Genomic DNA, 20,254 nt, shown 5'->3' with positions numbered 1-20,254 from the left:
TCCCTTCTAGGAGGAGCCCCTCCGCACGAACGTCCACGGGCGGACGATCTCGCGGGCGGGCGGTGGCTCCTCGGCCTGGAGCCGGTCGAAGAGCAGGCGGACGACGTCGGTGTAGTCGTGCCGGATGGGGCCAACGGTGCTGAGCTGGGGGTTGGTGATGAGGCCTTCGTCGATGTTGCCGACGCCGACCACCGCGACGTCGGCGGGCACGCGCAGCCCGGCGTCCCTGACCGCCCAGATCGTGCTGATCGCGGCCCGGTCGCTGGCGGCGAAGACGGCGTCGGGAGGGTCGGGGGAGCGCAGCAGACCGGTCGCCGCCTGGTAGGCGCTCACCCGGTCGTCGGCGCCCGACACCACGGTCCGCTGTTCGATCCCGTGGCGGTCGAGCGCCGTGTGGTAGCCGAGGAGCCGGCCGATCGGCCGGTCGCGGTAGAGCTCGTAGCGCTGGGCCAGGAACGCGACGCGCCGCCGCCCCTGGGCGATCAGGTGCTCCACCGCCTCGGCCGACACCTCGGTCTCCGGCGCCCGTACGACGTCGCAGCCGGGCGGCACGGGGCCGTTGCCGATCACGACGGTCGGCAGCCGGGCGGACACGACCTGGGCGAGCAGCTCCTCGGTGAGGTGGTCGCCGACGTTGTTGACGAGCACCGCGTCCGCGATGCCGCCGCGCAGCACGTCGACCGCGGCCACGGCGCGGGCCTCGGAGTAGACGGCCAGCGTGACGACGGAGTATCCGTGGCCGTCGGCCATCTCGTGCAGGTCGCGGGCCAGCCGCTCGTCGGTCGGCACCCCGCCGAACGAGCCCTGGACCAGGCACACCCGCTGCGTCCTGCGCCTGCGCAGGCTCCTGGCGGCCTGGTTGGGGGTGTAGCCGAGCCGGGCGGCGGCGTCGAGGACGCGCTGCCTGGTCTCGGCGCCGACGCGCCGGTCCCGCCCGCTGAGGACGTACGAGACGGTGGCGGTCGACACCCCGGCCAGCTCGGCTACCTGCTTGGCGGTGGGTCGCATGTTATACGTATAACGTAGTAATCCCTATATGTAAAGAGGGTTTTGGTGACCGCGCGATGATGCCCGATGCCTCTGCTGTACGAGGCGCGGTCCCGTACGATCCCGCTCATAGTTAATCGTTTAACACTCGCCGCGCTCCCTGTGAAGAGGTCGGCGGGAACTCGGCGTCAGCGCACGGTGTCCACGATCGCCTCCGCGGCGGGATGCCAGGGCCGGCCGGGCGGGCCGGTGAGCACCAGTCTCCTGGTGACCCGCTGGTCGAGCGGGACCAGGACGAGCCGGGTGTCGATCATCGCGGCGGTGAGGCCGGGCACGACGGTCACCCCGACGCCGGAGCGCACCATGGCGAGCAGCGTGCCCATCTCGCGGATCCGGTGCGTGGGCGTGAAGGGCACGCCTCCCCGCCGGAAGACCTCCCTGATGTGCGGCTCGCAGCCGCCGCACGACAGCAGGAAGGCGTCGTCCGCCAGGTCCGCCATGCTGACGGACGGTTCCCCCGCGAGAGGGTGGTCCCGGCGGAGCAGGGCGTGGAAGGCGTCCTCGCCGACGACCGCCCCGGCGCCCGGAGGCGGATCGACCAGCACGGCGAGTTCGACGGTGGAGTCCGCGAGCCAGTCGGCGACCTCGTCGTCCTCGCCCTCGAACACGGTGATCTCGACCTTGGGGAAGTCGGACCTCCAGCGGTTCAGCAGGCCGGGAAGGAGCCCTTGGCACACGCTCGGCGGGGCGGCCAGCCTGATGGCCCCGCTCGGCACGCCGTCCCGCCGCGCGACGAGGTCCTCGATGGCGACGGCTGCCGCGACGGCCGCGCGGGCGTGCGCGAGGATCCGTTCGCCGAACGCGGTGGGCCGCGGCCCGCCCTGGCGGAGCAGCACCGGAGTGCCGAGCGTCCGCTCCAGCGCGGCGACGGAGTGGGAGACGGCCGACTGGCTCACCCCGAGGCTGTCGGCCGCGGCGCCGAAGCCGCCTTCGTCCAGCACCGCCACGAACGCCTTCAGCTGCGCGATGTGCACCGTCATGAGCATCCTTCATGGCATCGGTGGTCCGACTTGTTGGACTCATGATTCCCGCGTGAGCAGGATGCCGTCCATAGCCACACCGAGGGAGGCCGGATGCGCTGGATGCCGGGGTTCGTGATGCTGTCGGTCATCTGGGGGGCGAGCTTCGCGCTGATCAAGATCGCGGTCGAGGCGGGGGTCCCGCCGCTGTGGGTCGCTTTCTGGCGGTGCTTCTTCGGCGCGCTGGCTCTCCTCGCGGTGTGCGCGCTCCGGCGCGAGCGCCTCCCCCGCGACCGCACCGTGTGGGGGCACGCGCTGGTGGTGGCCGCGCTGCTCAACGCGGTGCCGTTCACCTTCCTCGCGTACGGCGAGACGCTGGTGAGCTCGGTGCTCGCCGGGGTGTGGAACGCGACGACGCCGCTGACCACGCTGGTGTTCGTCATCCTCATGGTGCCGCAGGAGAGACCGACCGCCCGGCGCCTGCTCGGGCTGCTCGTCGGCTTCGCGGGGGTCCTCGTGGTCCTCGGGATCTGGCAGGGCGTGGACGGCGCCCCGGTGGCCGGGAGCCTCGCCTGCCTGGCGGCGACGACCTGCTACGGGGCCGGTTTCGCCTACACCCGCAGGTTCTACTCCGCGCGGGAGGGCTCCGCCGCCGCCCTGTCGGCCGTGCAGATCGTCTGCGCGACCGCCCAGCTGGCCGTCTTCGCTCCCCTCGGCGGTGGCGGCCCGTCCTGGCCGGGCGTGCCGGCCGCGGCGGCGCTCGTGGTGCTCGGCGCTGTCGGGACGGGTCTGGCGTACATCCTGAACCTGCGGGTGATCCGCTCGGCCGGGTCCACGGTGGCCGCCACCGTGACGTACGTGACCCCGGTGTGGTCGACGTCGCTCGGCGTGACGCTGCTCGGCGAACCGCTGGGCTGGAACGTCGTCGCGGGCGGGGTCCTCGTGATCGCCGGGGTCTTCCTCTCGCGCACGGACCGGGCGGCGCCTGGGGTCCTCTCCGGGTCCCGGCACGCCGCGTCCCGGGATCCGGAGAGGACCCCGGGACATCCCGTCAGCCGGCGTCGAGGGCTGCGGTGATCTTGCGGGCCATCTCCGCCATGACTGGGCCGGGCTCGCCTTCCTGTGCCCGGGCGGCTGCTTCGACGGCGATGAGGACGGTGTCGCGGAAGTCGCCGGCCGCCGCCGGATCCTGCCGCTTGAGCAGGCTCATGGCCTCCGTCAGGGCCGGCAGCACATGGTCGGCGAGCGCGGCCACGGACTTGCCGTTCAGGTCGATGTCTCTGGTCTTCTCGGCGAGCGCGTGCCCGACCGGGCCGGTCGCGGAGTACAGAGCGACGGAGCCGCCGGTGGCGACCTTGTGGGGCTTGCCGGAGGCGGCGGCCAGCAGCGAGACGGCGCCGTAGGCGGCGGTGCGCAGGGTGCGCTTGTCCTGGTCGGTGAGGGTGATGGACATGGTGGTGTGCTCCTTCGCGGGGTCGGTGTCAGTCGTCGATGGCCTGGTAGAGCGTGGTCCAGAAGTCGTGGATCAGCCGCGCGGGATCCGGGACGGACAGCCCGACCTGGGTGAGCAGGATGCCGACGAGCCGGTTGTGCGGGTCGGCGTAGCTCGTGGTGCCGGTGCCGCCGTCCCAGCCGAACTGGCCGACCGGAGCGTAGTCGCCGCGGTAGGTGCGCACCGCCATCCCCACGCCCCAGCCGCCGTGCTGGCCCTGGCCGTGCGAGATGTGGACGTTGTCGACGGCCGTGGCGGTGCGGGCGGCGGTCTGCTCGGGCGTGAGCCGGTTGGTGGTCATGAGCTCGACGGCGGGCCGCGACAGGATCCGCCTCCCTTCGTGCACCCCGCCGTTGAGCAGCATCCGGAAGTAGGCGTGGTAGTCGTCGACGGTGGACACCAGCCCGCCGCCGCCTCCCTGGAACGCCGGCGGCTCGCTCCACCGCCCTCCCTTGGCCTCGTCCCACACCAGGAACTCGCCGGTCTGCGGGTCGGGGGCGTAGAGAGCCGGCAGCCGGTCGAGCCGGTCGGCGGGCACGTGGAAACCGGTGTCGTTCATCCCGAGCGGGTCGAAGACGCGCTCGCGCAGGAAATCCTCGAACGACCGGCCGGTGACCCGGGCCACCAGCACACCGAGCAGGTCGTTGCTGATCTGGTACTGCCAGTGCTCGCCGGGCTGGTGCATCAGCGGAAGCTCGCCCAGACGGCGCATCCACTCGTCAGGCTCGGGCATCGGCACCGGCAGGTTGGGCGTGAGCCCTCGCTCGAAGACCGCGTTCATGATCGGCGTGCCGAGCGCCATCATGTCCATGCCGAGCCCGAACGTGGAGGTCAGCAGGTCACGTACGGTGATCGGCCGCCGCGCCGGCACGGTGTCGTCCAGCGGGCCGTCGATCCGCCTCAGCACCCGCCGGTCGGCCAGTTCGGGCAGCCATGGCTCCACGGGGTCGTCCAGCCGCAGCCGGCACTCGTCCAGCAGCACCATCGCCCCCGCGACCGTGACCGGCTTGGACGTGGAGGCCATCCGGAAGATCGTGTCGCGGCTCATCGGCGCGCCGCCGTCGCGGTGCATCGTCCCGAGCGCCTCGACATGTGTCCGGCCGCCACGGCTGACCAGGGCGACGAGCCCGGGGATCTTCCCGGAGTCGACATGCTCGGCCAGCACCTCGCGCATCCTGCGTAGCCCTGCCGCGGAGAAGCCGCCGTTGCTGTGTTCCATCATCATCCCCTCGCTCACCGTCTGTTCGGAAATCTTTGAACACCTGGAAAGCTACATTGCATTCAAGAATCAGTCAACACAAAAAGGCATACATCTTTCCTGTTCAAGCAGGATCTAGATGCTTGCATTGCAATAAGGATGGAGCTGAACGCAATGAATGATCAAGCGGGCATTGCAACAGGCTCGGAGTGAATGCATACTGTGCAGCGAGCGCGCGCATGCCGGCGGATGGGAGACGAACACCGATGCCCGGAGGCAGACTCACTGACGAGGACCGTCGGCACATCGCTGAGGGGCTGGCCGAGGGGCTCGGATACGCGGAGATCGGCCGGCGCCTGGGGCGGCCCGCCTCGACCGTGATGCGGGAGGTCGCCCGCAACGGCGGGCCCGACGACTACCGTGCGGACCGGGCCCACGAGGCCGCGCGGCATCGTGCGCGCCGGCACAAGCCGTCCCGGCCGCCGGCGCCGCCGATCCCCGGCGACGACCACGGGCGTGATCCCCGAGCGGTGCTCGACTTCACGGAGTCCTTCACCGAGCTTCTCGTCCAGCAGGGGCTGCCCCGGATGGAGGCCCGGGTGCTGGCCTGCCTGTACATCACGGACTCCGGCACGCTCACCGCCGCCGACCTGGTCCAGCGGCTCCGCGTCAGCCCGGCGTCGATCTCGCACGCCATCGCCTTCCTCGAACAGCAGGGAATGCTGAGGCGCGAGCGGGTTCCCGGCGCGCGTCGCGAACGCTATGTCGTCGACGACGAGATCTGGCTCCCGAACCTCCTCGCGGCTCTGCGGATGAACGAGGCCCTGGCGGCCGCGTCACGGCGCGGGGCCGAGATCCTCGGGGTCACGACGCCGGCGGGCGCCCGCTTCGAGACCTCCGCCGAACTCCTCCTCCTCCTGAGCGAGGCCTTCCGGCAGGTCATCGAGCGGTGGCAGCAGAACCCGGCCCTCCGGGGCGAACGCGCGGACGGGCCCGGCGTGCGCAGGTGAGAACTGCCGGACGGTTGCGCTTTATATGAAGACCGGTCTATTTTCACTCGTGTGGGACGCAAAGGGGACCAGACGCGGGCGCGGCTGCTCGACGCGACGCAGGAGCTGATCGAGGCCGGGGGATACTCCGCCGCCGGGCTCAACCAGGTGATCGCCGCCAGCGGCATGCCCAGGGGATCGCTCTACTTCCACTTCCCCGGCGGCAAGGACCACCTGGTCGCCGAGGCGCTGCGGCGGGCCGGCCGGGAGATCGAGCAGGCCGTGCGTGACCTCGCGGACGCCGCCCCCGACACCGTCTCCCTGGTGACCGGCGTCATCCACCTGCTGGCCGACCGGCTGGAGGCGTCGGGCTGGCGCAAGGGCTGCCCGGTGGCCACGGTCGCCCTGGAGATGGCGGCCGGGAACGACGCGCTCCAGCAGGTCTGCGCCGAGGTCTACGACTCGTGGGAGGCCATACTCCGGGAGTGGCTCGCCGCCGGCGGGCACCCCGACGCTGACGACGCCGCCACGACCGTCCTGGCCCTGATCGAGGGCGCGCTGCTGCTGGCCAGAGCGCGACGCAGCCGCGAGCCTCTGGACCGGGCGGCACGGAAGGTCGCCGCCCTGCTGTGAACGACGGCCGGGACCGGCCGACCCATGCCTCAAAATATGTAGACCGATCTATTTGCAAGGAGTTGCCATGCGACCCGACTCGATCGTCTTCGGCGCCGCGGGGTTCGTCGGCCGTGCCCTGGTCGAGGAGCTCCTGCGGCGCGGCCACGGCGTCGCCGCCGCCGTCCGCGGCGGGGGAGACCGCCTGGCTTCCGCGCTCGCCGAACGCGACGTCCCCCTCGACGGCCTCCGCGTCGTGACCGCCGACATCACCCGCCCCGGCCTCGGTCTGGCGGACGACCTGGCAGACGTACGCGACGTCTACAACACCGCCGCCCGGTTCGCCTTCGGCCTGGGCGTCACGGAGGCGCGAGCCGTGAACGTCACCGGTGCGCTCAACGTCCTCGACTGGGCCGCCACCCTGACGTACCTGCGCCGGGTGGTGCACATCAGCGGATACCGGGTGAGCGGTGGCGGCGCCCCCGACTACCGCAGGCTGGGCGCCTACGAGGGGTCCAAGCGGGAGGGCGACACGGCGGTACGGGCCCGCGCCCGGGAGCGGGGCATCCCGCTGACCATCGCCAACCCGGCCACCGTGATCGGCCCCGGTCAGTTCATCGGCCTCGCCTCGCTGGTGTCCGACCTCTGGCGCGGCCGGCTGCCCGCCGTCCCGGGAGGCCCCGAGGTGTTCGTGCCCGTGGTCGACCTCGGCTATCTCGCCGCCTTCCTCGCCGACCTCCCCTCGGACGAGAGGACCGAGGGCAACGCCTACTGGGTGCTCGACGAGGAGACACCCCACCTGCCCGACCTCGTCAAGCTGATCGCCGCACACCTCGGAGTCCCGGCGCCGGAACGCACGATCCCGGTCGGGCTGCTGCGGCGCCTCCCCCGTACGATCACCGGAGCCGAGCCGGAGACCCTGTCCTTCCTGTCCGCGGACCGCTACGACACCGCCTCCGCCCGGGCCGTCGCCAGGCGTCCCATGCCCCCGGTCGGACCGGCGCTCAAGCGGTGGGCCGACGACCTCGTCGCCACCGGCTTCGGCACGTCGGCCCCGCCGCGCGGACCGTACGGGTTCCACCGGGTCGCGGGCAGCGCGACGTGGCTGACCGGGGAGCGCGAGCACCCGTCCCACGTCCTGCTGCACGGGCTGCCGCTCGACTCCGCGTCGTGGTCGCAGGTGGTCGAACGGCTCGACGCCCCCGTCCTCGCCGCCGACCTGCCCGGTCTCGGCCGGTCGTCCCCCGCCGACGGGCCTCTGGAGGACTGGCTGGCCGAGCTCCTCCGTACGGTCGGGAGCAGGCCCACGCTGGTGGCCCACTCCCTGGCGTGCGGTCCTGCCGTCCGTCACGCGGCGGCCCATCCCGACGACCTCGCCCGCCTCGTGCTGGTCGCCCCGGCGTTCCTCCAGGCTCCCGCCCCGTGGCCGCGGCGCTCCTCGCTCGCCGTCCCCGTGCTGCGGCGCATGACCTCCGCCCGGCTGGCCCGCGCGCTCGGCGTCCCCGAGAGCCCCGCCACCGTCAGCGCCGCCGCGAACCTCGCCCGCCCCGGTCACGCCCGCCGCGTCGTCGCCGCCCTGCGGGCCGCCCGCGCCGGCCTCGCGAGCACGCTGTCCCGGGTGACGGTGCCCGTGGACATCGTCGTGGGCTCGGCCGACCCGCTGGTCACGCCCGTGGACCGGCCGGTGACGGTGATCGAGGGAGCCGGCCACTACCCTCAGCTGACCCATCCGGACGACCTCGTCCACGCGCTCGCCGGCGCGGGCACACCGCCCAGAATCGGCCTCTAGACTCACCGATCATGACGAACATAGACGAGCAGGGCAGGCCGGAACCTCCTGTCAACGCCGACGAGACCGGCACCCTCCTGGGCTTCCTCGACTTCCAGCGTGCCACGTTCGAGTGGAAGATCGGCGGCCTGGACGCGGCCGGCCTGAACGTGACCGTCGCCGCCTCCTCGATGACCCTCGGCGGCATGATCAAACACCTGGCCTACGTCGAGGACTACTGGTTCTCGGTGTTCCTGCACGGCCGCGACGCGCACGCCCCGTGGGACGCCGTCGACTGGAAGGCCGACAGCGACTGGGACTGGCACTCGGCCGGCCAGGACACGCCGGAGCAGCTCATGGAGCTCTGGCAGGACGCGGTGGCCCGCTCTCGCGCCGCCGTCAAGGAGGCGCTGGCCGTCGGCGGCCCGGAGCAACTCGCCCGCCGCACCTGGCCCAACGGCGACACCCCCAACCTGCGCTGGATCCTGTGCCACATGATCGAGGAGTACGCCCGCCACAACGGCCACGCCGACCTCATCCGCGAGTCGATCGACGGCCTCACGGGCGAGTAGGCGACGATCAGCCCTTCGCGGAGTCGTACTCCTCGCGGGCTGTCTGGACGGCCGGGAGGCGGCGTTCGGTCCATTCGGCGAGGGAGCGGACCTGGGTGGCGGCTTCGCGGCCGAGGGGGGTGAGGGAGTAGTCGACGTGGGGCGGGATGACCGGACGGGCGTCGCGGCGGACGAAGCCGTCGCGCTCCAGGGTCTGGAGGGTCTGGGCGAGCATCTTCTCGCTGACCCTGCCGATCTCGCGGCGCAGCTCGCTGAAGCGGTGGGTGCGCTTCTCCAACGCCAGCAGGATGAGGACGCCCCAGCGGCTGGTGACGTGCTCCAGGACGAGCCGGTACGGGCACGTCTCCTCCGTGACCCTTACTTTCATGTCAGTACCTTACTTTGAAGTGTGTACTCCTTCCAGGGTGAGTTTCCTGCCTAAGCTGGGCGGAAACGGCAGAAGGGGTATCACGCATCATGAGTTTCGTCGTCACCGGAGCCACCGGACACCTCGGCGGCCTGGTCGTGGACGGGTTGCTGAAGGCGGGCGAGCCCGTCGCCGCCGTGGTCCGCGACAAGGACAAGGCCGCCCGTCTCGCCGAGCGGGGTGTGGAGGTGCGGGTCGCCGACTACGACGAGCCCGAGGCGTTGCGTGAGGCCTTCCGCGCCGGCGACAGGGTGCTGTTCGTCTCCGGCAGCGAGCCGGGGCGGCGCGAGCCCCAGCACCGCAACGTCGTCGAGGCGGCCCGCGACGCGGGTGTGGCGCTGCTCGCCTACACCAGCGTGCTCGGCGGGCCCGAGGCCGACTTCGTCCTGGCCGCCGACCACAAGGCCACCGAGCAGGCCATCCTCGACGCCGGGGTGCCGTACACGTTCCTGCGCAACGGCTTCTACCACGAGGTCTACACCGAGACCATCCCCCAGGCCCTGGAGCGCGGAGCCGTCACCGCCTCCGCCGGCGACGGGCGGATCGCCACCGCCTCGCGGGCCGACTACGCCGCCGCGGCCGTCGCCGTCCTCACCGGCGAGGGTCACGAGGGCAGGGCGTACGAGCTGTGCGGCGACACGGCGTGGTCCTTCGCCGAGTTCGCGGCCGAGTTGTCGAAGCAGTCGGGCCGAGCGGTCGAGTACCGGCCGCTGACCACCGAGGAACACCGGGGCCTCCTGCTCGGCGCCGGGCTGCCCGAGCCGGTGGCGGACCTGGTGGCCGACATCGACCGGGCGATCGAGCGCGGCCTGCTCACCCGTACCTCCGACGACCTGCGGCAGCTCACCGGCCGGCCCCCGACCCCACTCGCCGAGGCCATCACGAGCGCGCTCAAGGACTGACCCGAGCTCTCGATGTGCCCAAGCTGAGACCCCTTGGTCAGCTCGATGGCTGAGCTTGTTCCGCTTCGGCGGCCTCGTGGTCGGCAGGGCTAGCCAGGCCGCTGTGCGGCCGGGGGAGGGGCGGTGCTGCCGCGGGGGACGAGGCGGGGGGCCTGGTCGCGGATGGCCTCGACCTCCTGCCCTTCGATCAGTGACAGCAGCGCCCGCGCCGCGTGCGCGCCGTAGGCCGGGATGTCGCGGGTGAGCGCGCTGAGGGCGGGCCGGACGATCTGGGAGAGCGGCGAGTCGTCCCATGCCACGATCGACAGGTCGGCCGGCACCCGGAGCCGCAGCTCGTCGGCCGCCGACATGCCCGCGACCGCCATGATGTCGTTGTCGTACATGATGGCCGTCGGGCGGGTGGCGGCGCTCATCAGCCGGCGGGTGGCGTGGGCGCCCTCCTCGCCGGTGTAGTCGGTGTGCATGATCGTGTGCCACTCCAGCCCGAGCTCCCGGCAGGCGGCGGTGAACGCCTGGTCGCGCAGGACGGTGTGGACGAGGTCGGGCAGCCCGGCGACGCGGGCGACGCGCCTGTGGCCGAGGGCGTGGAGATACTCGACGGTCTCGCGGACGGCGGCGGCGTCGTCGGCCCAGACGGGGGTGAGCGCGCCGGCTTCGGACGGGTCGCCGAGGACGACGGCGGGCATGCCGAGCTCGTGCAGCGCCGTGACGCGGGGGTCGGAGAAGCGCAGGTCGACGAGGATGGCGCCGTCGACGCGGCCCTCGCCCCACCAGCGCCGGTAGACCTCGGTCTCCTGCTCGGGGGCGGTGACGACCTGGAGCATGAGGGCGTAGGAGCGGGCGGACAGCTCGGTCTCGATGCCGCTGATCAGCTCCATGAAGAACGGCTCGACGCCGAGGATGCGGGCGGGGCGGCACAGGGTGAGCCCGACGGAGCGGGCCTGCGCGCCGTTGAGCGCGCGGGCGGCGCTGTTGGGCCGCCAGCCGATCTCCTCGGCGATGGCCTTGATCGCCGCGCGCTTCGCGGGCGACACGCCGGGGCGGTCGTTGAGCGCGTAGGAGACGGCCACTTTGGAGACCCCCGCCCTGCGCGCGATGTCGGCGATCGTTGGTCGCTTCACCGAGCCCCCTGGATGTGAACCGGTTAGTCAGGTACGTGAACGCACCTTACTACCGGCGAGAGGGGCGCGCACCTGCGAAACCGTCCTTGGGAGCGCTCCCTCGGCTTAACCGGTCCTCCGAAAGCTGCATCTCAAACTCGTTACGACCCTTGACGCGATCGTCGCGCCGATTTTACCGTCGCGGTACTTATCCGGTTCAGCGACAAGCCGTCCGCGACATTTCGGGAGCGCTCCCACAAGGCAGCAGCGGACGGCCGTGCGGCGGCGTATGTCCCGGGCCGCCCAACGTTCGGGGGTTGGACAGACGGTCGACCTCCGCCGACGAGGCGGGGGAAGGAGAGCACAGATGCAGACCCGGGCGCGGATTCTCATACCGCTCCTCGCGGCGGGCCTGGCCGCAGCCGCCTGTACCGGTGGCGGCGGCACCGCCGCACCGACACCCGCGACCTCCCAGGCGGGCAGCCCGCCCGCCCAGGGCAACGCCGGCGCGCTGCCCCGCAACGAGACGCTGTACACGACCGGCACCCAGTGGGGCCCGCCGGCCAACTTCAACCCGATCCGCGAGTGGGACTCCGCCACCGGGACCAAGGGCCTGGTGTACGAGACGCTCTTCCACTACGACCCGAACGCGGGCAAACTCGTCCCCTGGATCGCCGAGAGCGGCAGCTGGACGGACGACAAGACGTACGAGGCCAAGATCCGCCAGGGCGTCACCTGGGCCGACGGCAAGCCGCTGACCGCCAAGGACGTCGCCTTCTCCTACGGCCTCGGCAAGATGGAGACCGTCCCGTTCCACAACATGTGGGACTGGCTGGAGAACGTGGAGGCGGTCGACGACCAGACGGTCCGCTTCTCCTTCTCCGAGGCCAACTACCAGGAGTGGGACTTCAACCTCTACAGCCGCGTCATCGTCCCCGAGCACGTGTGGACCGGCCGCTCCGAGGAGGACGTGCTCAACGGCGTCAACGAGAACCCGGTGGGCAGCGGCGCCTACAAGTACCAGAGCCACGACCAGGACCGCGTGGTCTGGGTCAAGCGTGACGACTGGTGGGGCAAGACCGCGCTCGGCATGGAGCCCAAGCCCAAGTACATCGTGGACGTGGCCAACCCGAGCAACGAGGTCGCCATGGGCATGCTGCTGCAGAAGGGCCTGGACCTCAGCAACAACTTCATGCCCGGCGTGGCGAACCTGATCAACGGCAACTTCGGCATCACCTCGTACTACGACGAGCCGCCGTACATGCTGTCCGCCAACACCGCCTGGCTGGTGCCCAACACCACCAAGAAGCCGATGGACGACCCCGCCTTCCGGAAGGCGCTGGCCACCTCGGTCGACGTCAAGAAGATCGTCGAGGGCGTCTACGGCAACCTGGTCAAGGCGGCCAGCCCGACCGGCCTGCTGCCGCAGTGGGACCAGTTCGTCGACCAGGCCGTGGTGAGCTCCGACGGCTTCACGTTCAACACCGACGAGGCCAAGAAGATGCTGGCCGACGCCGGATACCGCGACCGCGACGGCGACGGGCTGGTGGAGAACAAGGACGGCTCCAAGATCAGCCTGACCATCGAGGTGCCCACCGGCTGGACCGACTGGATGGAGGCGGCCCGGGTCATCTCCAGCAGCGGCAAGGCGGCCGGCATCGAGATCACCCCCGAGTTCCCCGACTTCAACGCCCTGGTGGAGAAGCGCGGCAAGGGCAACTTCGACCTGGTCATCAACAACGAGCGCCAGCTGTCCAGCAGCCCGTGGACCTACTACGACTACATGTTCCAGCTCCCGATCCGGAAGGTGCAGAACACCACCAACTTCGGGCGCTACGAGAACAAGGAGGCCTGGGAGCTGGTCCAGCAGCTCGACAAGGTCAAGACGGACGACGTCGAGGGGATGAAGGAGGTCATCTCCAAGATCCAGAAGATCCACATGGACGACATGCCGATCATCCCGCTCTGGTACAACGGCATGTGGGCCCAGGCCAGCAACGCCACCTGGAAGAACTGGCCCTCCGCGGCGGAAGGCGCCCCCAAGCACGCGCCCACGATGTGGCGCAACTGGATGGAGCTCGGCGGCTTCGAGACGCTGACGCAGCTCCAGCCGGCGGCCGGCTGACCTGACACAACGGCGCCCCCTCCGCCTGTCCTCCTGGGCGGAGGGGGTCCCTTGGGGAGATCTTCGTGCGCCAATACTTCGGCAGGAAACTGTTCATCTACGGCCTCACCTTCGTGGCCGCCGTCACGGTCAACTGGGTGATCCCGCGCTTCATGCCCGGCGACCCGGTCGCGAGCATGCTGGCCAGGGCCCGCGTCTCGCAGCCCGAGGCCGTCGAGGCGATGCGGGTCTACTACACCAACCTCTTCGGCTTCGACGAGCCGATCTGGCAGCAGTACCTGAACTTCTGGGGCGCGCTCTTCCGGGGCGACTTCGGCATCAGCATCTACGTCTTCCCGGTGCCGGTGACCGACCTGATCATGGGCGCTGTCCCGTACACGCTGGGGTTGATGATCCCGGCGGTGCTGCTCAGCTACTGGGTGGGCAACCGGTTCGGCGCGTTCGCCGCGCGCAGGAAGCTGCTGGACAACACCGTGCTGCCGGTCGGCTACGTCCTCACCGCGACCCCGTACATGTGGCTGGCCGTGCTGCTGGCCTGGGGGTTCGGCGTGGTGGCCGGATGGTTCCCGATCGCCGGCGGCTACAGCTTCTCGCTCACGCCGAGCTGGTCCTGGACGTTCTTCCTGGACCTGCTGCACCACTGGGCGCTGCCGTTCCTGTCGCTGTTCCTGGTGGCGCTGGGCGGGTGGGCGATCGGCATGCGCAACATGATCATCTATGAGCTGGAGTCGGACTACTCCAACTACCTGGCCGCGCTCGGCGCGCCGGCCAAGCTGATCCGCCGCTACGCCTACCGCAACGCGATCCTGCCCCAGATCACCGGCCTGGCGCTGCAGCTCGGCGTGCTGGTCGCGGGCGCGCTGGTCACCGAGATCGTCTTCTCCTATCCGGGGATCGGCAGCCTGATTCTCAAGGCGATCCAGAACCAGGACTTCTTCCTGCTGCAGGGCTCGTTCATGTTCATCGTCATCGGGGTGCTGGTGGCCAACTTCATCATCGACATCGTGTACGTGCTCATCGACCCACGCACGCGCACCGGGATGGCGGGAGCGCAGGCATGACCGCGACGACGGCACTGCCCACCGAGGAGCGCGTGGTGCGCCGCGAGGCGCTCTACTTCGCCGTACGGAACCCGAAACTGGTCATCGGCTTCTCCATCGTGCTCGTGCTCGCGCTGACCGGCCTGTTCGGGCCGGTCATCCTGGGGGTGGACGCGCCCAACGAGTACGTGGCGATGCCGATGCTGCCGCCCTCGTCGGAGTACTGGTTCGGGACGACCACGCAGGGACAGGACGTCTTCGTCCAGTTCGTGTACGGGCTGCGGACCACGATCCTGGCCGGCGCGATCGGCGGCGGCATCGCGGCCGTGATCGCCATGGTGATCGGGTTCGTCGCCGGTTACCGGGGCGGGATGGTGGACGAGGTGCTCAACATGCTCACCAACATCGTGCTGGTCATCCCGACCCTGGCCGTGCTGCTGATCATCAACGCCTACCTCGGCATCCGCAGCGTCGGCATGCAGGCGCTGCTCATCGGCCTCACCTCCTGGCCGTGGGCGGCGCGGGCGATCCGGGCCCAGACGTTCTCGCTGCGGTCCAGGGACTTCGTCGACCTGGCCAGGCTGAGCGGGGTCGGCACGCCCAGGATCATCGCGCGGGAGATCGCGCCGAACATGAGCTCCTACCTGTTCATGACGTTCATCCTGCTGTTCGGCAGCTCGGTGCTGATCGCCGCCTCGCTGGACTTCATCGGGCTCGGGCCCACGGAGGGCGTCTCGCTCGGGCTGATGCTGCAGAACGCGACCCAGTGGAGCGCGCTCCAGCTCGGCCTCTGGTGGTGGTTCGTGCCGCCGGGCGCGGCCATCACCGCCGTCGTCGGCGCCCTGTACGTGGCGAACGTCGGTCTGGACGAGGTCTTCAACCCGAAGTTGAGGGAAACATGAGTCTGCGGGTCAGCGAGCTGAGGGTGCACTACAAGACACTCAGAGGCGATGTGAAGGCGCTCGACGGGGTCTCCTTCACCATGGACGACGGGGAGATCCTCGGCCTGGCGGGTGAGTCCGGCTGCGGCAAGACCACGCTGGGCAAGAGCCTCATCCGCATGGACGGCCGGATGCGCCACGTCGGCGGCACCGTCGAGCTGGACGGCCGCGAGCTGCCGATCGGCGACGACCGGGCGATGAACGACTACCGCTTCCACGAGATCTCGCTCATCCCGCAGTACTCGATGAGCGCCATGAACCCGACCCGCCGGATCGGCAGGATGGTGACCGAGCTGCTCCGCTCGCGCGGCGTGACGCTCGACAGGAAGGAGCTGGAGAGCCGGATCGGCATGGTGGGGCTGCCGCGCGAGGTGCTCGACCGCTACCCGATCGAGCTGTCCGGCGGCCAGAAGCAGCGCATGGTCATGGTCATCTCCACGCTGCTCGACCCGGCGCTGCTGATCGCCGACGAGATCACCTCCGCGCTCGACGTGTCCACCCAGAAGGCGGTGGCCAAGGCGCTGCTCGGCTTCCGCGACGGCGGCTACGTCAAGAGCATGATCTTCATCACCCACGACCTGGCGCTGACCTCGCACATCGCCGACACGGTCATGGTGATGTACGCGGGCAAGCTGGCGGAGAAGGCGCCGTCGGAGAAACTGATCAAGGCGCCGAAGCACCCGTACACGAAGCTGCTGATCAACTCGCTGCCGGAGATCGGCGTCCGCTACGAGGAACGCAAGCTGGCCGGCATCCCCGGCAGCCCGCCGTCGCTGCTCAACCCGCCGCGGGGCTGCCGCTTCCGCGACCGCTGCCCGCTGGCCGGCGACGAGTGCGCCGAGGAGCCGCCGGTGAACGAGATCGAGCCCAACCACTTCGTCGCGTGCTGGAAGGCCTGATGCTGAAAGTCGAGAACGTCACCAAGGTCTACAAGGTCGGGACCTTCGGCGGGCGGACGCTGACGGCCGTGGACGCGGTGAGCTTCGAGGTGCGGCCCGGCGAGGTCGTCTCCCTCATCGGGGAGAGCGGCAGCGGGAAGAGCACGATCGGCAAGATGATCCTCGGCCTGATCCCGATGACCGGCGGGACGATCACCGTCGACGGCGTGCCCGTCAAGCCGGGCCGGGACTACTACCGGTCCGTCCAGGGCGTCTTCCAGGACCCGTTCAGCTGCTACAACCCGGTCTTCAAGGCCGACCGGGTGTTCCAGCTGATCAAGGACAGCTACTACCCGTCGGTCCCCGGCAAGGAGTGGACCGAACGGGTCCACTCGGCCATCGAGGACGTGCGGCTCAACCCGCGCGAGGTGCTCGGCAAGTTCCCCCACCAGCTCAGCGGCGGCCAGCTGCAGCGCCTGCTGATCGCCAGGGCGCTGCTGCTCGACCTGAAGCTGCTGATCGCCGACGAGATCACCAGCATGCTCGACGCCTCCACCCGCATCGACGTGCTCAACCTGCTCGCCGAGCTCAAGGGCCGCGGGCTGAGCGTGCTGTACGTGACGCACGACCTGTCGCTCGGCCACTACCTGGCCGAGCGCACGGTCGTGCTGCGCAGCGGCGCGGTCGTCGAGATGGGGCTGACGCACAAGGTGTTCGACGACCCCCTGCACCCCTACACCAGGCAGCTCCTGTCGTCCGTCCCCCGGCTGCACGCCCCGTGGGAGGACGCCCCGCCGGTGGAGACCTGCCTGTATCACGAGCGCGGCGCGACCGGCGGCCTGTACGAGGCCGAGCCCGGCCACCTCGTGGCCTGCGCCAAGCTCGACGACTGCTGAAGGAGAACCACGTGAGCTCGTACCGACCCCTGCACGACGGCTGGGTCCTGTCGGCCGCATCGGGGGACGTGCCCGCCACGGTGCCCCCCACGGTGCCTGCCACGGTGCCCGGTTGCGTGCACACCGATCTGCTCGCCGCCGGTCTCATCGACGACCCGTACCTGGACGACAACGAGAACCGGCTGGCCTGGATCGGCCGCACCGCGTGGACGTACACCACCGTGTTCTCCTGGTCGGGCGACGAGCACGAGCGCACGGACCTGGTGTGCGAGGGGCTGGACACGGTCGCCGAGATCGCCCTGAACGGGGTGCGCGTCGCCGCCACCGCCAACCAGCACCGCTCCTACCGGTTCCCGGTGCGCCACCTGCTGCGCGAGGGCGAGAACACGCTCACCGTCACCTTCGGCTCGGCGCTGGAGTACGCCGAGGAGCGGCGGGCCGCGCTCGGGTCCCGCCCCGGCGCTTACGAGGCGCCGTACGCGTTCATCCGCAAGATGGCCTGCAACTTCGGCTGGGACTGGGGGCCCGCCCTGGTCACCGCCGGCATCTGGCGCCCGATCGGGTTGGAGAGCTGGACCGGCGCCCGGCCGGCCGCGGTCCGCCCGCTCGCCACCGTCGCCGCCGACGGCTCGGGCCGGGTGGACGTGCACGTGAGCGTCGAGCGCGCCACCGAGGCGCCGCTCACCCTGGTCGCCGAGGTGGCCGGGGTCTCGGCGGAGGTGCGGCTCGCCGCCGGTCAGCGGACCGCCGTCGTGCCGCTGACCGTGCCCGAGCCCCGGCTGTGGTGGCCTCGCGGGTACGGGGAGCAGCACCGCTACGAGCTTGCCGTGCGGCTCGGGGACTCGTCGTGGACCGGGAAGATCGGGTTCCGGACGGTCGAGCTGGAACGGGAGGCGTTCAGGCTCGTCGTCAACGGGACGCCGGTGTTCGCCCGCGGCGTCAACTGGATCCCCGACGACTGCTTCCCGTCCAGGATCACCCGCGACCGGCTCGCCGCACGCTTCGGCCAGGCCGTCGGCGCGGGCGTCAACCTGCTGCGTGTATGGGGCGGGGGCCTGTACGAGAGCGAGGACTTCTACGACCTGGCCGACGAGCTCGGGCTGCTGGTGTGGCAGGACTTCCCGTTCGCCTGCGCGGCCTACCCGGAGGAGGAGCCGTTCCGGTCGGAGGTGGCCGCCGAGGCGCGCGAGCACGTGACCAGGCTCGCCCCGCACCCCAGCCTGGTGCTGTGGTGCGGCAACAACGAGAACCTGGAGGGGCACGCCGACTGGGGCTGGCAGGACGAGCTGGAGGGCCGGAGCTGGGGCGGCGGCCTCTACCACGACCTGCTGCCGTCGATCGTGGCCGAGCTGGACCCGACCCGCCCGTACATCCCCGGCAGCCCGTTCTCGGCCGACCCCGCCGTCCCGCCGCAGGACCCGTCCACCGGCACCATCCACATCTGGGACGTCTGGAACCGGGAGGACTACCGCCACTACGCGACCTACACGCCCCGGTTCGTGGCCGAGTTCGGCTTCCAGGGGCCGCCCGCGTACGCCACGCTCCGCCGCGCCGTCTCCGGGGAGCTGGCCGCCGACGCCCCGCTGGTGCTGCACCACCAGAAGGCCGACGACGGCAACGGCAAGCTGCTGCGCGGCCTCGGCGACCACCTGCCCGCGCCGGACTCCTTCGACGACTGGCACTACCTGACCCAGCTCAACCAGGCCCGCGCCATCACCTTCGGCGTCGAGCGGTTCCGCGCGCTGGCGCCGTACTGCATGGGCACGATCGTCTGGCAGCTCAACGACTGCTGGCCGGTCACCTCCTGGTCGGCGGTCGACGGCGACGGCAGGCGCAAACCCCTCTGGTACGCGCTGCGCCGCCTCTACGCCGACCGGCTGCTCGCCGTGCAGGGTTCCTCGGTGGCGGTGGTCAACGACTCGGGCACGGCGTGGCAGGGCTCACTACTGGTCACGCGCCTCGGGTTGGACGGGGAACCGCTGGCCAAGGACGTCCTGGAGGTCTCGGCGGAACCCCGGTCGGTGGCGCGGGCGCCGCTCCCGCCTTCGGTCGCCACCCCCGACGACCCTTCCCGCGAACTCCTCTCGGTCCGCCTCGGCGACTCGCGCACCCTGTCCTTCTTCGCCGAGGACCCGGCCGTGGCCTTCCCTCCGGCGTCCTACGACGCTTCCGCCGACCGGGTGGACGGCGGCTACCGCGTGACGGTCACCGCCCGCACGATCCTCCGCGACCTGGCCCTCTTCCCCGACCGCCTCGACCCCGCCGCGTCGGTGGACACCATGCTGGTCACCCTCCTACCGGGCGAGACCACCACCTTCCACGTCACCTCGGACGCCGCCCTGGACCCGTCGGCGCTCACCTCGCCCCCGGTCCTCCGCTGCGTCAACGAGCCGTGACCGAGGTGCCCAGCAGGCGGTCGTGCAGCATCCGCCCGTCCCGGTCCGCGAACGACCAGAGCGCGTCGGCGGCCAGCCACAGCACCCCGTACTCGGGCCACAGCACGGCGACGGGGAAGAGCAGCGCCCGCAGCGCCGCCTTCCCCGGCCCGGCGCCCTCCACCCGGAGCCCGAGCAGCCGTTTGCCGACGGTCGTGCCACGCGGGATCCACACGTACAGGAACAGCAGCGCCAGCAGGGCCAGATCCTGACCCACCGGTAGCGTCCCCGGCTCCCCGTGGGAGAGCAGCCCCCCGAAGTCACGGCTCTCGGGGAGCAGCGGCATCACCAGGCCGAGCGCCGCGCAGAAGATCACGTAGTCGGCCAGCAGCGCCGCCGCCCTGAGCCCGGTCCCTTCGGCGGCCTGGCCGGGACGGCGCGGCATGCCGAGCGAGGCGGCCAGCACCAGCAAGGCCGCGAGCAGGTAGCAGACCTGGTCACGCCCCCAGCAGTCAGCCATGGCCACGAACCACTCCGGGCTGAGAACAGTGAGCGAGAAATCAGGCGCGGTGACCGGCCCCGCCGCCGCCACCGCCACCAGCCCCCACGCGATCCGCCGCCCCGCCGCCTCCGGATCGCCCTGCCGCAGGCAGCCAAGGAACCCGGCCAGCACCAGCACCGCCGGGAGCGCGTACCAGTAGGCGACTTCCGCGACCGCGCCGAGGTCGCCGACCAGCGGCGACAGCACCGGCGTCGGCTTCGAACCGCTGTAGAGGCGGACCATGCCGTAGACGTCGCCGTGCTCCTCGAAATCCTCCAGCCCGGCCCACTCCAGCGTTTGCAGCGGTTCCGGCGCCGCCCACTCCTCCCACAACCACCACGTGGGCAGGAGAGCGATGAAGACGGCGGCTGCCCAGGCGGCACGGGATAACGGAAGCACGACCGCAAACCGTA

19 protein-coding genes are annotated in these 20,254 nt (G+C 71.0%); 12 read left to right on the top strand and 7 right to left on the bottom strand.

Going from position 1 to position 20,254, the window contains the following annotated elements:
* Window positions 1-6: 6 nt before the first annotated feature.
* Both ACIBF7_RS02055 and ACIBF7_RS02050 read right to left on the bottom strand, forming a co-directional pair.
* Window positions 7-1,008 carry a LacI family DNA-binding transcriptional regulator gene (locus ACIBF7_RS02055; protein WP_148035526.1) on the bottom strand — a complete coding sequence of 334 codons (1,002 nt, stop codon included), beginning with the start codon at window positions 1,006-1,008 and terminating at the stop codon, window positions 7-9.
* A gap of 167 nt (window positions 1,009-1,175) precedes the next feature.
* Entirely contained in the window at window positions 1,176-2,027 is an 852-nt protein-coding gene (locus tag ACIBF7_RS02050; protein WP_271280298.1) for a LysR family transcriptional regulator, read from the bottom strand.
* 93 nt (window positions 2,028-2,120) lie between these two features.
* Between ACIBF7_RS02050 and ACIBF7_RS02045 the strand changes: the two genes are divergently transcribed.
* Window positions 2,121-3,083, top strand: a complete 963-nt coding sequence (locus ACIBF7_RS02045; protein WP_397196152.1) for a DMT family transporter — start codon at window positions 2,121-2,123, stop codon at window positions 3,081-3,083.
* Here ACIBF7_RS02045 and ACIBF7_RS02040 read toward each other — a convergent pair.
* Both ACIBF7_RS02040 and ACIBF7_RS02035 read right to left on the bottom strand, forming a co-directional pair.
* Entirely contained in the window at window positions 3,058-3,459 is a 402-nt protein-coding gene (locus ACIBF7_RS02040; RefSeq protein ID WP_148035523.1) for a hypothetical protein, read from the bottom strand. The two genes, ACIBF7_RS02045 and ACIBF7_RS02040, sit on opposite strands and share 26 nt — an antisense overlap.
* 28 nt (window positions 3,460-3,487) lie before the next feature.
* Window positions 3,488-4,717, bottom strand: a complete 1,230-nt coding sequence (locus ACIBF7_RS02035) for a serine hydrolase domain-containing protein (RefSeq protein ID WP_333485721.1) — start codon at window positions 4,715-4,717, stop codon at window positions 3,488-3,490.
* 245 nt (window positions 4,718-4,962) lie between these two features.
* On the opposite strand from ACIBF7_RS02035, the gene ACIBF7_RS02030 reads away from it, so the two are divergent.
* The 4 genes from ACIBF7_RS02030 to ACIBF7_RS02015 all read left to right on the top strand — a co-directional run bounded on the left by ACIBF7_RS02030 (window position 4,963) and on the right by ACIBF7_RS02015 (window position 8,637).
* Entirely contained in the window at window positions 4,963-5,706 is a 744-nt protein-coding gene (locus ACIBF7_RS02030) for a helix-turn-helix domain-containing protein (RefSeq protein ID WP_397196151.1), read from the top strand.
* 51 nt (window positions 5,707-5,757) lie between these two features.
* Window positions 5,758-6,318: a TetR/AcrR family transcriptional regulator gene (locus ACIBF7_RS02025; protein WP_397196150.1), complete on the top strand. Its 561-nt coding sequence runs from the start codon at window positions 5,758-5,760 to the stop codon at window positions 6,316-6,318.
* Between the two features lie 67 nt (window positions 6,319-6,385).
* Complete coding sequence (locus ACIBF7_RS02020; RefSeq protein WP_397196149.1) at window positions 6,386-8,086, top strand: alpha/beta fold hydrolase; 1,701 nt, start codon at window positions 6,386-6,388, stop codon at window positions 8,084-8,086.
* An 11-nt stretch (window positions 8,087-8,097) separates the two neighbouring features.
* Window positions 8,098-8,637 (top strand): DinB family protein, encoded by a 540-nt coding sequence (locus ACIBF7_RS02015; protein ID WP_397196148.1) that lies wholly within the window; start codon window positions 8,098-8,100, stop codon window positions 8,635-8,637.
* A 7-nt stretch (window positions 8,638-8,644) separates the two neighbouring features.
* Here the strand turns inward: ACIBF7_RS02015 and ACIBF7_RS02010 are convergent, their stop codons facing one another.
* Window positions 8,645-9,004, bottom strand: coding sequence for a helix-turn-helix domain-containing protein (locus tag ACIBF7_RS02010; protein WP_148035518.1), 360 nt, complete (start codon window positions 9,002-9,004; stop codon window positions 8,645-8,647).
* Between the two features lie 89 nt (window positions 9,005-9,093).
* Here ACIBF7_RS02010 and ACIBF7_RS02005 point away from each other — a divergent pair, with 89 nt between their 5' ends.
* Window positions 9,094-9,945 (top strand): SDR family oxidoreductase, encoded by an 852-nt coding sequence (locus ACIBF7_RS02005; protein WP_397196147.1) that lies wholly within the window; start codon window positions 9,094-9,096, stop codon window positions 9,943-9,945.
* Window positions 9,946-10,034: 89 nt separating this feature from the next.
* Here ACIBF7_RS02005 and ACIBF7_RS02000 read toward each other — a convergent pair whose 3' ends face one another.
* Window positions 10,035-11,066, bottom strand: coding sequence for a LacI family DNA-binding transcriptional regulator (locus tag ACIBF7_RS02000; protein ID WP_271277603.1), 1,032 nt, complete (start codon window positions 11,064-11,066; stop codon window positions 10,035-10,037).
* A gap of 346 nt (window positions 11,067-11,412) precedes the next feature.
* Between ACIBF7_RS02000 and ACIBF7_RS01995 the strand changes: the two genes are divergently transcribed.
* The 6 genes from ACIBF7_RS01995 to ACIBF7_RS01970 all read left to right on the top strand — a co-directional run bounded on the left by ACIBF7_RS01995 (window position 11,413) and on the right by ACIBF7_RS01970 (window position 19,321).
* Window positions 11,413-13,170 carry an ABC transporter substrate-binding protein gene (locus ACIBF7_RS01995; RefSeq protein ID WP_397196146.1) on the top strand — a complete coding sequence of 586 codons (1,758 nt, stop codon included), beginning with the start codon at window positions 11,413-11,415 and terminating at the stop codon, window positions 13,168-13,170.
* Between the two features lie 65 nt (window positions 13,171-13,235).
* Window positions 13,236-14,231, top strand: a complete 996-nt coding sequence (locus tag ACIBF7_RS01990) for an ABC transporter permease (RefSeq protein ID WP_271277605.1) — start codon at window positions 13,236-13,238, stop codon at window positions 14,229-14,231.
* Window positions 14,228-15,112: an ABC transporter permease gene (locus ACIBF7_RS01985; protein ID WP_148035513.1), complete on the top strand. Its 885-nt coding sequence runs from the start codon at window positions 14,228-14,230 to the stop codon at window positions 15,110-15,112. The genes ACIBF7_RS01990 and ACIBF7_RS01985 overlap by 4 nt, the downstream gene beginning before the upstream one ends.
* Window positions 15,109-16,050, top strand: coding sequence for an ABC transporter ATP-binding protein (locus ACIBF7_RS01980; protein WP_148035512.1), 942 nt, complete (start codon window positions 15,109-15,111; stop codon window positions 16,048-16,050). The genes ACIBF7_RS01985 and ACIBF7_RS01980 overlap by 4 nt, the downstream gene beginning before the upstream one ends.
* Window positions 16,050-16,925 carry an ATP-binding cassette domain-containing protein gene (locus tag ACIBF7_RS01975; protein ID WP_148035511.1) on the top strand — a complete coding sequence of 292 codons (876 nt, stop codon included), beginning with the start codon at window positions 16,050-16,052 and terminating at the stop codon, window positions 16,923-16,925. Before ACIBF7_RS01980 ends, ACIBF7_RS01975 begins: the two co-directional genes overlap by 1 nt.
* A gap of 11 nt (window positions 16,926-16,936) precedes the next feature.
* Window positions 16,937-19,321 carry a glycoside hydrolase family 2 protein gene (locus ACIBF7_RS01970; protein ID WP_397196145.1) on the top strand — a complete coding sequence of 795 codons (2,385 nt, stop codon included), beginning with the start codon at window positions 16,937-16,939 and terminating at the stop codon, window positions 19,319-19,321.
* Here ACIBF7_RS01970 and ACIBF7_RS01965 read toward each other — a convergent pair.
* Window positions 19,308-20,240, bottom strand: coding sequence for an RDD family protein (locus tag ACIBF7_RS01965; RefSeq protein ID WP_397196144.1), 933 nt, complete (start codon window positions 20,238-20,240; stop codon window positions 19,308-19,310). The genes ACIBF7_RS01970 and ACIBF7_RS01965 overlap by 14 nt on opposite strands.
* Window positions 20,241-20,254 lie beyond the last annotated feature (14 nt).

Source organism: Nonomuraea sp. NPDC050478 (genome assembly GCF_044458265.1).
Classification (GTDB): domain Bacteria; phylum Actinomycetota; class Actinomycetes; order Streptosporangiales; family Streptosporangiaceae; genus Nonomuraea; species Nonomuraea ferruginea.
Note: the sequence above shows the minus strand (reverse complement) of the source record. Positions and strands in the feature narration are given on the sequence as shown.

Bases quoted from the DNA above. Each gene is read 5' to 3' on its own strand.
- ACIBF7_RS02055 (WP_148035526.1), bottom strand. From the start codon at position 1,008: ATGCGACCCACCGCCAAGCAGGTAGCCGAGCTGGCCGGGGTGTCGACC.
- ACIBF7_RS02050 (WP_271280298.1), bottom strand. From the start codon at position 2,027: ATGACGGTGCACATCGCGCAGCTGAAGGCGTTCGTGGCGGTGCTGGAC.
- ACIBF7_RS02045 (WP_397196152.1), top strand. From the start codon at position 2,121: ATGCGCTGGATGCCGGGGTTCGTGATGCTGTCGGTCATCTGGGGGGCG.
- ACIBF7_RS02040 (WP_148035523.1), bottom strand. From the start codon at position 3,459: ATGTCCATCACCCTCACCGACCAGGACAAGCGCACCCTGCGCACCGCC.
- ACIBF7_RS02035 (WP_333485721.1), bottom strand. From the start codon at position 4,717: ATGGAACACAGCAACGGCGGCTTCTCCGCGGCAGGGCTACGCAGGATG.
- ACIBF7_RS02030 (WP_397196151.1), top strand. From the start codon at position 4,963: ATGCCCGGAGGCAGACTCACTGACGAGGACCGTCGGCACATCGCTGAG.
- ACIBF7_RS02020 (WP_397196149.1), top strand. From the start codon at position 6,386: ATGCGACCCGACTCGATCGTCTTCGGCGCCGCGGGGTTCGTCGGCCGT.
- ACIBF7_RS02015 (WP_397196148.1), top strand. From the start codon at position 8,098: ATGACGAACATAGACGAGCAGGGCAGGCCGGAACCTCCTGTCAACGCC.
- ACIBF7_RS02010 (WP_148035518.1), bottom strand. From the start codon at position 9,004: ATGAAAGTAAGGGTCACGGAGGAGACGTGCCCGTACCGGCTCGTCCTG.
- ACIBF7_RS02005 (WP_397196147.1), top strand. From the start codon at position 9,094: ATGAGTTTCGTCGTCACCGGAGCCACCGGACACCTCGGCGGCCTGGTC.
- ACIBF7_RS01995 (WP_397196146.1), top strand. From the start codon at position 11,413: ATGCAGACCCGGGCGCGGATTCTCATACCGCTCCTCGCGGCGGGCCTG.
- ACIBF7_RS01985 (WP_148035513.1), top strand. From the start codon at position 14,228: ATGACCGCGACGACGGCACTGCCCACCGAGGAGCGCGTGGTGCGCCGC.
- ACIBF7_RS01980 (WP_148035512.1), top strand. From the start codon at position 15,109: ATGAGTCTGCGGGTCAGCGAGCTGAGGGTGCACTACAAGACACTCAGA.
- ACIBF7_RS01975 (WP_148035511.1), top strand. From the start codon at position 16,050: ATGCTGAAAGTCGAGAACGTCACCAAGGTCTACAAGGTCGGGACCTTC.